This is a genomic window from Tabrizicola sp., assembly GCF_031377265.1.
In the GTDB taxonomy this organism is placed as follows: Bacteria; Pseudomonadota; Alphaproteobacteria; order Rhodobacterales; family Rhodobacteraceae; genus JAUYQR01.
This window is the reverse complement of the sequence record NZ_JANMET010000229.1, coordinates 1-8,675: the sequence shown is the minus strand read 5'-3', so window position 1 is coordinate 8,675 and position 8,675 is coordinate 1. Positions and strand designations below refer to the sequence as shown.

The window sequence follows — 8,675 nt, the reverse complement described above, 5'->3', positions numbered from 1 at the left end:
AGCCCGGCACCGGCAAGACCGAACTGGCCCGGCAAGTGGCGGGGGCGCTGGACCTGCCGCTGATTGAATGGCATGTGAAGTCCACAACCAAAGCCCAGCAAGGTTTGTATGAATACGACGCGGTCAGCCGCCTGCGCGACAGCCAGCTTGGCGAAGCGCGGGTGCATGACGTGTCCAACTACATCAGGCGCGGCAAACTGTGGCAAGCCTTCACCGCCTCTGCCAAGGTAGTGCTGCTGATCGACGAAGTCGACAAGGCCGACATCGAATTCCCGAATGACCTCCTGCAAGAGTTGGATCGGATGGAGTTCCACGTCTATGAAACCGGTGAAACCGTGCGTGCCATCCACCGCCCAGTGGTCATCATCACATCGAACAACGAAAAAGAGCTGCCGGACGCGTTTCTGCGTCGGTGTTTCTTTCACTACATCCGCTTTCCCGAGATGGAGACGCTGCGCGCGATCGTGGAGCTGCATTTTCCGGGCATCAAGGAGGCGTTGCTGACCACCGCGCTGACGCAGTTCTTCGAGGTGCGCGAGACGCCTGGGTTGAAAAAGAAGCCGTCGACCAGTGAAGTGCTGGACTGGCTGCGCCTGCTGTTGGCCGAGGATCTGGCGCCTGAAGATCTGCGGCGGGACGGCAAGACCAGCCTGCCAAAGCTGTACGGGGCGTTACTGAAAAACGAGCAGGACGTGCAACTGTTTGAAAGACTGGCATTTCTGGGACGGAGCGGGCGATAGGGTAGCGAATCGGGTGGTGGCACGGGCTTTGCGGCTGCGAAATCTGACGCGGGACATCACGGATTTCTGTCGTTTTGTCGCAATGCGTAACACTACGTGAAGATCAATCGAACATCTGGGCGGGGCGCAAGCATTAACCGCGAGGGGTAGTGTTCAGAAAATTCAATGAAATTCCTGGAATTGACAGAATGCCACATCGGTCCTGACAGTTGGTCTTGCGCCCTGTCTGCCTCGGGTGCGCTGTTCCGATTGCGAGCCTGCCCGCATGCAATTCCGCGTTGCCCATATTCGCGCTGCACATATCGGTCTGGTGCTTTTGGCACTGTCCGCTTGCGCGCCTGCGCAGGTTTCGAAGGACCAGCCAGTGCTGCTGGAAGGGGTGTCATTTGCCCCTGCCCGGTCCTATCCGGCGGCCGGCGCGGTTGCGCATGGCAATGCGTCAATCACCCGCGACTTTCTGGATCTGACCTTTGCGATGGAGAACGGCCGCGGTCTTGATACGCTGAGCCGGTTTGAAGGTAATGTGACCATCGGGCTGGCGGGGAGTGTGCCAGCTGGTGCTGCGCGGGATCTTGCGGTGCTGATCGCGCGGCTGCAGGGCGAAGCGGGGCTGAATGTTGCCGCTGCGGCACCGGGCGAGGTGCCCGCCATTACCATCGAATTCTCGCCAAAATCGGCATTGCAGAGGGTGGCGCCGTCGGCTGCGTGTTTTGTGGTGCCGAATGTGTCTTCACTGGCCGAGTATCGGTCGCGACGGGGAACCAACGCGGTGGATTGGGGTACGGTGCAGGTGCGCACGCGCGCCGCGATCTTTGTGCCAAGCGACACCAGCCCGCAAGAGGTGCGCGATTGCCTGCACGAGGAGGTGGCGCAGGCGCTGGGGCCGCTGAACGATCTGTACCGGTTGCCGGATTCGGTGTTCAACGATGACAATTTCAACACCGTCCTCACTGATTTCGACATGCTGATGCTGCGCATTTACTATGCGCCGCAGTTGCGGTCGGGGATGACGCGCGACGCGGTGGCGATAGTGGTGCCGGGTGTGGTGGCCGCGTTGAACCCCGGCGGGGCGGGCATGGGGGTCGACCGGGCTGGGCCTACGCCGCGCGCATGGACGGTGGCAATTGAGACGTCGCTTGGCAAACAGGGGTCGCTTGCGGCACGGCGCACGGCGGCGGAGCGGGCCTTGAGCATCGCCAAGTCCGCGGGCTGGACCGACAACCGCATGGCCTTTAGCCATTTCGCGGTGGCACGGATGACGGCGGGCACAGATCGCACCCGCGCCCAAGCCGAATTCATGGCGGCGGCTGCAATTTATTCGCGCCAGCCGGGCGGCGATGTGCATGTCGCCCATATCGAGATGCAGTTGACCGCAATGGCACTGGCATCTGGTAATCCGCAAGACGCGCTGCGGCTGGCCAATCAGGCAATTCCGGTTGTGCAACGCCATGAAAATGCGGCACTTCTTGCCACATTGATGCTGCTGAAGGCAGAGGCGTTGGAGCAGCTGGGTGACCCTGCAGCTGCGGCGGCGCTGCGGCTCGACAGTCAGCCTTGGGCGCGCTATGGCTTTGGCAGCGAGGCCGTGGTCAAGGCCCGGATGCGCGATATTGCAACCGTGGCCAAGCGCGGCACCAAAAGCTAGGTTCAGGGCGGCGACTGCCCTTGGAAAGGGGCGTCATGATCGTTATCGGCGGGTTTGTTCTGGGGGCCCTGATCGGTGCGTTTACCGCCCGCAAGCGTGGTGGCAAGCCAGCGGACATGGCGCAATATGCCGCCGGTTACGGAATTGCGCTGTGCCTTGTGGGGTTGTTCCTGACGATCCTGCTTGAGCGGCTGCTTCTGAGGTAACGCCGATGTTCCTGCCCTTCTTCCAGACCCTGCGGAAGGAAGGCGTGCCGGTATCCTTGCGCGAATATCTGAGCTTTCTGGAGGGCGTGGCCGCAGGGCTGGCCACCTATGACCCTGAGGGGTTCTACTATCTGGCGCGCACCGTGATGGTGAAGGACGAACGCCACCTTGACCGGTTCGACCGCGCCTTTGCCAGCGCCTTCAAAGGCTTGGAGACAATCACCGCCGAGCAGGTGCTGGACGCGATCGACCTGCCCCGTGACTGGCTGGAAAAGCTGGCCGAAAAGCACCTGAGCGCCGAAGAGCGCGCCGCGATTGCGGCGGTTGGCGGGTTCGAGGCATTGATGGAGACGCTGCGCGCGCGGTTGGCCGAACAGACGGGCCGGCATCAGGGCGGCTCGAAATGGGTGGGCACGGCGGGCACCTCGCCGTTTGGCGCCTATGGCTACAACCCCGAAGGCGTGCGGATCGGGCAGGACCAAAGCCGCCACCAGCGCGCGGTCAAGGTCTGGGACAAGCGCGAGTTCCGCAATCTGGACGGCGATGTCGAACTGGGCACCCGCAACATCAAACTGGCGCTGCGCCGCTTGCGCAAATGGGCGCGCGATGGTGCGGCGGAGGAGTTCGATCTGGAAGGCACCATTCGCGCCACGGCGGAACACGGCTGGCTGGATGTGCAGACCCGACCAGAGCGGCGAAATGCGGTGAAGGTGCTGCTGTTTCTGGATATCGGCGGGTCGATGGACCCTTATGTCAAGGTGATGGAGGAGCTGTTTTCGGCAGCCAGGGCCGAATTCAAGCACCTTGTGACCTTCTACTTTCACAACTGCATTTACGAAGGCGTGTGGCGGGACAATCGCCGCCGCTGGGATGCGCAGACCGCGACGCTGGAGGTGATGCGCACCTACGGCCATGATTACAAATGCATCTTTGTGGGCGATGCGGCGATGAGCCCGTACGAGATTCTGCACCCCGGCGGCGCCAACGAGCATTGGAACGCCGAGGCCGGGCAAGTCTGGTTGCAGCGCGTCTGTCAGACGTGGCCGCAGCATCTGTGGATCAACCCGGTGCGTGAGGCGGGCTGGTCGCACAGCCATTCGACCCGGTTGATCCGCGAGATTTTCGACGGAAAGATGGTGCCGATGACATTGGCAGGGATCGGCAAGGGGATCAGGGAGCTGCGATGATCAGGATCTGGCGGGCGCGGCCGTGGCTGACCTCGGCCTTTCTTATGGCCTGTGCGGTGACGCTGTTCTTTGCGGTGCGCATCGTGGTGCAGGCGGTCTACTGGCAAACGCACCGGGAGGTGCCGGTCGAGCCGTGGATGACGGTCGGATATGTGGCGCGGTCCTGGGGCGTTGACCCGCGCGCGCTGGACGCAGCGGCCGGTCTGCCCCTGCCCGAGGCCAAAGGTCATCCGCAACCCCTGCGCGAGATCGCGCGGGATCGCGGGGTCCCGGTGGACGCTGTCATTGCCGAGGTGGAGCGCGCGGTCGCAGCACTGCGGGCCGGGGAACCGGGGGAATGACCGACTGGCTGCTGGCACTGGTGCCGCAATACGGGTTGTGGCTGTTGGCGGCGACCACGTTCCTGTCCTGCCTGGCGCTGCCGCTGCCCGCCTCGATCCTGATGCTGACGGCAGGCGGGTTTGTGGCGGCGGGCGATCTGGCGCTGATGCCGGTGTTTGCGGCGGCGGCGGCGGGCGGAATTGCCGGGGACCAGCTGGGCTATTGGGCGGGCAAGCGGTTCGGGGCGCGGATGATCGCACGGCTGCGCCACGATCCGGCACGCGACAAGGTGTTGGACCGTGCCGTCGCAATCATGGACCAGCGTGGCCTGATGGCGGTGTTCCTGACGCGCTGGCTGTTCAGCCCGCTGGGGCCTTGGGTCAACCTGACCGCAGGCAGCACCGGCTATGGCTGGTGCAAGTTCACTGGTGCTGGCGTGGTGGGCGAGGCGGTCTGGGCGGCGATCTATGTCGGTGGGGGTTACGTCTTTGCCGGCAACGTCGCGGCGGCAAGCACAATGCTGGGATCGGTCTTGGGTGTCGTGGCCGGGGGCGCGGGCGTGGTGATCCTGGGCTACTGGTTGTTCATCGCGACCCGGCAGGGGCTTTAAACCGATGCGCCGAACCCCATATTGCACAGCATGATCAAGCTTCTGCCCCTTATCCTTGTTGTGGCCTATGCGTTTTTGATGATGCGCTTTTCGGTTTGGCGCACGCAGAATATGCTGGACCAGAAGTCGCAACCGCTGACCGATCCGTCGATCACCCGGCTGGCCGACCGGATGGCGGCGGTGCTGGAGATCCCCGCGATCAAGGTGCATGTGTTCGAGGTAGAGGCGGTGAACGGCCTTGCTGCGCCGGATGGACGGATCTTCCTGACGCGGGGGTTTTTGAACCGCAAGATGCGGGGCGAGGTGACCGCCGAGGAAATGGCCAGCGTCATCGCGCATGAGATGGGGCATGTGGCGCTAGGGCATGTCCGGCGGCGGATGATCGATTTCACCGGGCAGAACGCGGTCTTCGTGATGCTGTCGGCGCTGTTGAACCGGTTCCTGCCCTTTATCGGCATCTGGATCGCCAATCTGATTTCCTCGGCACTGATGGCCCGCCTGTCGCGCCGCGACGAGTTCGAGGCGGATGCTTATGCCACGGCTTTGCTGATCAAATCGGGCATCGGAACGGGGCCGCAGAAAAGCCTGTTCGCCAAGCTGGGGGCGTTGACGGCGAACCATGCCGAAGGTGTGCCCGCGTGGCTGATGAGCCACCCGAAGGTTGAGGACCGCATCGCGGCGATCAAGGCCAACGAGGCGCGCTGGCTTCAGGACGCGTGAAGCGCCTTTGACAGCCGGTGCAGGCGACCGCGCTTTAACAGCACCTTGAGCGGCATCGGCGCGCCAGAGAGCGCCTCGGCCTTGGCGCGAACCGCCTCGACGATCTGGCTGACCTGGGCCGGATGGCGCGAATGCAGTTCCCAGAGAAATCCGTCAGGATCGCGGCGGGTCAGACCTTCGGCGGCGAGGACATGGCCCGGGAAATCGACCGCGTTGTAGGTGACGATGGCATCGGCATGGCCCGCAATCGCCACCGCCAGCACATGCACGTCATTCGGGTCGGGTAGCATGAGGCGCGCTTCGATGCCCGGTTGTTCGCGGATGATCGCGCGGGGAAAGGCAGCGCGGACAAGGGCCGCCTCGCCTTCGGCAACCGCCTGTTCCACCGGGCCAAGCTTGGCGGTGGCGCGGGTCCATTCCCGCAAGATCCGGTCGGAAAACACCGGGTCGTAAAGGCCAGCCGCGGCAACACCGAGCAGAATCTCGCGCAGCACGGTGGGGTAAAGCACGCAGGCGTCGAGAACCGCCTTCATCGCGGCGTCAACCATCCAGCCGGAAGAACAGGGCCTTGAGGTAAGCGCTTTCCGCCAATTGCAGCAGCATCGGATGATCCGGCCCGGCAAAGCCGGTGTTGATCAGCTGCGCCCGCCGCCCGCCGCGCCCGATGCCACGCGCCGAGGCGTTGCGGAAAGCCTGCAGATCAGCGGCGTGCGAACAGGAACACAGCACCAGATAGCCGCCCGGTGCCACGACATGCGCGGCCAGCCGGGCCAGCCGTTCGTAGGCGCGCAGACCTGCCTCAAGGGCCGGTTTGGCGGGGGCAAAGGCGGGCGGATCGCAGATCACCAGATCATACCGCTGCCCTTCCAGCGCCAGCGCCTCAAGCACATCGAAGGCATCGCCTTGGCGGGTGGCAAAGCGATCGGCAAAGCCGGAGCTTTCAGCGCCTTGCACCGCCAGCGCCAAGGCCGGTGCCGAGGCATCGACGGCGAGGGCGGACACCGCACCCGCCGCAAGGGACGCAAGGGCAAAGCCGCCGACATGGGCGAACACATCAAGCACCGTCGCACCCTTGGCCAGCCGGGCGGCGAAGGCGTGGTTCGGACGCTGGTCGAAGAACAGGCCAGTCTTCTGGCCGCCAAGCACATCGGCCATGTAGGTGGCGCCGTTCATCGGAACCGGCAGCGGCGCGGTAATCTGGCCAAGAACGACTGCGGTTTCTTCGGCCAGACCTTCAAGCCCGCGCGAGCGCCCGGTGCCATTCTTGACCACAGTCGTCACCCCGGTCAGGGCGACAAGCGCCGCTAGCAGCGGTTCCAGATGCGCCTCGGCCCAGGCGGCGTTGGGTTGCACCACCGCCACATCGCCATAGCGATCAATGATCAGGCCGGGAAGACCGTCGGATTCGGCATGCGCAAGGCGGTAGAACGGCTGGTCATAAAGCCGGTCGCGCAGCGCCAGGGCCTTTTTCAGCCGGGCCTCGAACCATGGCTGATCAATCACAGCCTCTGGATCGCGGTCCAGCATCCGGGCGATGATTTTCGACTTGGTGTTGACGGTGACCAGGCCCAGAGGCCGCCGCTCGTCATCTTCCAGGACGGCAAGCGTGCCGGGCGCAAGCGACGAGGTGCGACGGTCGGTCACCAGTTCGTCGGCGTAAACCCAAGGGAACCCGTGGCGAATGGCCCGCGCCTCGGCCTTTGGCTTCAGTCGGACGATTGGTCGGCTGGTGGCATCGGTCATGGCTGGCCCTCTGGTTGCCCTCCCCCTCTAGGTCAGGCAATCAGGCCAGCGCAAGCCCCGGTGAACGCGTTGGTTCACGGGGGCGCCGATTTGGCGGGCTGGGCCGGGGGTCGATATTCAGTTCTGGACTGCAATCTGGTAAGCTAGGGCGCGGTTCGGCGCAGAGTTCGCATCGGCGTCGGACTGAGCGCCACGCGGGCCTGCGAACACAGTGGCTGCAACCAGAATTGCACCAACGACGGCAGGGATCAGGATCACTTTGTTCATTACGTCTACTCCAATGCAGGGGCTATTGATGCTTAAAGTCGCATAAGTCTGGCTGGATATTGGCCTTGATCAGCATATCCCCTGACCATACGACGGCATTTGCGTGGCATTGTTTCCGAGCCAGCCATTGCAACCTCAAGGGAAATGGATTGTATCGCTGGCGGAGTATTGTGGTTGTTAGCGCTAACATGTGTTGTTATAAGCTGCCCAACAGATCGAGACAGAGGACGCCATGCCGCTTCACCCGATGATTGACCGTGTTACTGACAGAATCCGCGCCCGCTCTGTGGCAAGCCGGAGCGGCTATCTTTCCCGCATGGCGCAGGCGGTTGCGGATGGGCCGGCGCGGTCGCACCTGTCGTGCGGCAACCAGGCACATGCCTATGCAGCAATGGCTGAGGACAAGGATACGCTTGTGTCCAGCCGCGCCCCGAACATCGGGATCGTGACGGCCTACAATGACATGCTGTCGGCGCATCAACCGTTCGAGCGGTATCCGGACCTGATCCGCGCGGCGGCGCGCAAGGCGGGGGCTACGGCGCAGGTTGCAGGCGGCGTGCCTGCGATGTGCGATGGCGTGACGCAGGGGCGTGCGGGGATGGAGCTGTCGCTGTTTTCGCGCGACGTGATCGCCTTGGCCGCCGGCGTGGCGTTGAGCCACAACACCTTTGATGCCGCGCTGTATCTGGGCGTCTGCGACAAGATCGTGCCGGGCCTGATCATCGCGGCTGGGGTTTTCGGCCATGTGCCTACGGTCTTTGTGCCTGCGGGGCCGATGCCGTCGGGCCTGCCGAATGACGAAAAGTCGCGGGTGCGCAACGCTTATGCCGAAGGCAAGGCCACGCGCGATGATCTGATGCAGGCCGAGATGGCAAGTTATCATGGCCCCGGCACCTGCACGTTCTATGGCACCGCGAACACCAACCAGATGCTGATGGAGTTCATGGGCCTGCATTTGCCCGGTGCGAGCTTTGTGAACCCGGGAACACCGTTGCGCGACGCCCTGACCACCGCAGCGGTGCAGCGGGCGGCGGAGATCACCGCGCTTGGCAATGACTTCCGTCCGGTGGGCGAGATCCTGGACGAGCGCGCCTATGTGAACGGTATCGTCGGGTTGATGGCGACGGGGGGGTCGACCAACCTGGTGCTGCACCTGCCCGCGATGGCGCGGGCGGCGGGGGTGATCCTGGACCTGCACGATTTCGACGATATCAGCAACGTGGTGCCACTGATGGC

The 8,675-nt window shown here is 63.8% G+C and carries 11 protein-coding genes; 8 read left to right on the top strand and 3 right to left on the bottom strand.

Translation table 11 applies throughout. The features are described 5' to 3' along the window. The 7 genes from RMO18_RS13465 to RMO18_RS13435 all read left to right on the top strand — a co-directional run. Nucleotides 1-740, top strand: a 740-nt coding sequence (locus tag RMO18_RS13465) for a MoxR family ATPase (RefSeq protein ID WP_309666548.1), incomplete at its 5' end; no start/stop codon positions are given. Between the two features lie 265 nt (nucleotides 741-1,005). Next, nucleotides 1,006-2,385, top strand: coding sequence for a DUF2927 domain-containing protein (locus tag RMO18_RS13460; protein WP_309666547.1), 1,380 nt, complete (start codon nucleotides 1,006-1,008; stop codon nucleotides 2,383-2,385). A gap of 35 nt (nucleotides 2,386-2,420) precedes the next feature. Next, nucleotides 2,421-2,591: a hypothetical protein gene (locus RMO18_RS13455; protein WP_309666546.1), complete on the top strand. Its 171-nt coding sequence runs from the start codon at nucleotides 2,421-2,423 to the stop codon at nucleotides 2,589-2,591. A gap of 5 nt (nucleotides 2,592-2,596) precedes the next feature. After that, the gene (locus RMO18_RS13450; protein ID WP_309666545.1) at nucleotides 2,597-3,778 is read left to right on the top strand and encodes a VWA domain-containing protein; all 1,182 of its coding nucleotides are present in this window, start codon (nucleotides 2,597-2,599) and stop codon (nucleotides 3,776-3,778) included. After that, nucleotides 3,775-4,119, top strand: coding sequence for a hypothetical protein (locus tag RMO18_RS13445; protein ID WP_309666543.1), 345 nt, complete (start codon nucleotides 3,775-3,777; stop codon nucleotides 4,117-4,119). Before RMO18_RS13450 ends, RMO18_RS13445 begins: the two co-directional genes overlap by 4 nt. Continuing rightward, nucleotides 4,116-4,709 carry a VTT domain-containing protein gene (locus RMO18_RS13440; protein ID WP_309666542.1) on the top strand — a complete coding sequence of 198 codons (594 nt, stop codon included), beginning with the start codon at nucleotides 4,116-4,118 and terminating at the stop codon, nucleotides 4,707-4,709. Before RMO18_RS13445 ends, RMO18_RS13440 begins: the two co-directional genes overlap by 4 nt. A gap of 30 nt (nucleotides 4,710-4,739) precedes the next feature. Further along, nucleotides 4,740-5,429, top strand: coding sequence for a M48 family metallopeptidase (locus tag RMO18_RS13435; RefSeq protein ID WP_309666541.1), 690 nt, complete (start codon nucleotides 4,740-4,742; stop codon nucleotides 5,427-5,429). On the opposite strand, the gene RMO18_RS13430 is transcribed toward RMO18_RS13435, so the two are convergent. The 3 genes from RMO18_RS13430 to RMO18_RS13420 all read right to left on the bottom strand — a co-directional run bounded on the left by RMO18_RS13430 (nucleotide 5,417) and on the right by RMO18_RS13420 (nucleotide 7,439). Further along, nucleotides 5,417-5,962, bottom strand: a complete 546-nt coding sequence (locus RMO18_RS13430; protein WP_309666549.1) for an RSP_2648 family PIN domain-containing protein — start codon at nucleotides 5,960-5,962, stop codon at nucleotides 5,417-5,419. The two genes, RMO18_RS13435 and RMO18_RS13430, sit on opposite strands and share 13 nt — an antisense overlap. 7 nt (nucleotides 5,963-5,969) lie before the next feature. Further along, the gene (locus RMO18_RS13425) at nucleotides 5,970-7,172 is read right to left on the bottom strand and encodes an RSP_2647 family RNA methyltransferase (protein ID WP_309666540.1); all 1,203 of its coding nucleotides are present in this window, start codon (nucleotides 7,170-7,172) and stop codon (nucleotides 5,970-5,972) included. A 117-nt stretch (nucleotides 7,173-7,289) separates the two neighbouring features. Further along, nucleotides 7,290-7,439 (bottom strand): hypothetical protein, encoded by a 150-nt coding sequence (locus tag RMO18_RS13420; protein WP_309666538.1) that lies wholly within the window; start codon nucleotides 7,437-7,439, stop codon nucleotides 7,290-7,292. 232 nt (nucleotides 7,440-7,671) lie between these two features. Between RMO18_RS13420 and RMO18_RS13415 the strand changes: the two genes are divergently transcribed. Then, on the top strand, nucleotides 7,672-8,675 hold a 1,004-nt coding region (locus tag RMO18_RS13415), incomplete at its 3' end, for a dihydroxy-acid dehydratase (protein WP_309666537.1).